1 protein-coding gene is annotated in these 1,791 nt (G+C 69.5%); it reads right to left on the reverse strand.

Annotated features, from left to right (window positions below; genetic code table 11):
* Window positions 1-9: 9 nt before the first annotated feature.
* Window positions 10-1,623, reverse strand: coding sequence for an IS1182 family transposase (locus ABT085_RS46135; protein ID WP_351623179.1), 1,614 nt, complete (start codon window positions 1,621-1,623; stop codon window positions 10-12).
* Between the last annotated feature and the right edge of the window lie 168 nt (window positions 1,624-1,791).

The raw sequence follows: 1,791 nt of genomic DNA on the forward strand, positions 1-1,791 counted from the left end.
CCGCCGAGGTCAACTACCCAGGGTGCGCCAGGACTTCAGACGAGGGATCTCGCGTTGGTCGAGGTAGTTCTGGAAGGCAGTCGGCTGGCGGGGCGTGGGAGCTTCCTCGGCCGGTGCCAGTCCGCTGAGGCGCTCGATGTTGACGGCGATGGCCGTCAGGACGTGCTGGATGTGGGCCTTTCCCTGTCCCCGGTAGCGGCAGCGGCGCATGCCGTGTCCGTGGGCGAACTCATTGACCGTGCCTTCCACTCCGGAGCGGACCGCATAGCGGGCCTTCCACTCAGGCGTCTGTTGCTCAGCGCGGAAGCGGAGTTGCAGGTCACGGAGTTCGCGCGGGGCAAAGCCCACGGTGCGGGCGCTGTCGGCGGTGCTGGTGCACTGGGCGCGAGCTGGACAGGGACGGCATTGGCTCTTGGTGAACCGTGCCACGATCAAAGGGGCCGCGGTGGGCGAGGAGGTCGGGTAGGGGCCGTGCCAGCCCGCGCTGACCTGCCCCTGCGGGCAGGTGACCTGCTGACGATCGAAGTCGATGTGGAAGTCGTCCCGGGCGAAGCCCTCGTCTCGGCGGTGCTGACGGGTGGGGTTGCTCTTCAGCGGCCCGGAGACGGTGACCTGGTGTTCACGAGCGGCTTGTTCCAGGTGGGGCAGGGAGGTGTAGCCGGCGTCGACCAGGTGCTCGGCGGGCAGCAGCCCGCGGCGGGCCAGGCGGGTGTGGATGCCGGGCAGGACCTGGCTGTCGTGGGTGGTGGCCGCGGTGGTGGCGACATCCGTGATCACGTTGGGGCCGTCAGGAGCGCAGGATTCGGTCAGATGGGCGGCGAACCCCTTCCAGCTGATGATGTGTCCGTGCCGTGCGTAGCGGGCGGAGGTGTCGTAGGGCGAGACGATTGCCCTCGACGAGGGCGGCAGCCCGGGTCCGCCTTCCTTCTCCGCGGTGCGCCAGCGCAGGTGCCCTGCGGCATCCCGGTGGTAGTTCTGCACCATGATCTGGCGCAGGGCCTGGACACGGGGACCGGGCATGCGGTCCGCTCCGCGACGGTGGAGGTGTTCCAGGAGCCGGGCGGCGTCGTTTCCGGTGGCAAGGATCCTGGTCTTGGGCTTGGTGGGGTTCTTGCCCAGGCGGACCGGCCGACCGTAGCGGTGCCCCCAGTCCTCACCGACCAGCTCGTCGAGCAGGTGTGGGGACGTGCCGGCGACTTCTTCGAGTGCGGCGCGGACCGCTTCGGTGATCAGCTCCAGGCGAGTCAGGTCACGCACCGCGGCCAGGACGTGGGTGGAGTCGGTGCGCTGTGTGGTGCGCTCGCGCACCAGCCCGGCCTCTTTCAGCCGGGCCAGCGCGAGGTCCAGGAGGCGGTCAGCACGGCCGTCCTCAGCGAGACGGTCGCGGAAGTCTGCCAGCACACTGTGGTGAAAGCCGGGATCGTCCAGCTCCATGGCCATGGCGTACTTGAAGTCGATACGGCAGCGGACCGCCTCGGCGGCCTGCCGGTCCGACAGGCCGAGCAGGAACTGCAGCACACAGACGAGGGCCAGTTGAGCAGGCGAAAGCCCGGGACGTCCGTCCCTGGGGTACCAGTCCGCGAAGTCCTCGTCGCACCAGAGCCCGTCGAGGCGGTCCCTCACCCATATCGCCGTCGTGCCGCGCGGGTTGCTCGCCCGCGCCACCTGCGCGGTCAGAGGCGGGACTCGCTCACCGGAACGGGGGCGCAGGGACAACGGGCACCTCGACAGCTGCATAGGTCGGCGGAACTACCCGAGCATGCCCGTCGACCATGCTGCCGCACCGGGAAA

The organism is Streptomyces sp. NPDC002265, assembly GCF_040296125.1.
Lineage (GTDB): Bacteria > Actinomycetota > Actinomycetes > Streptomycetales > Streptomycetaceae > Streptomyces.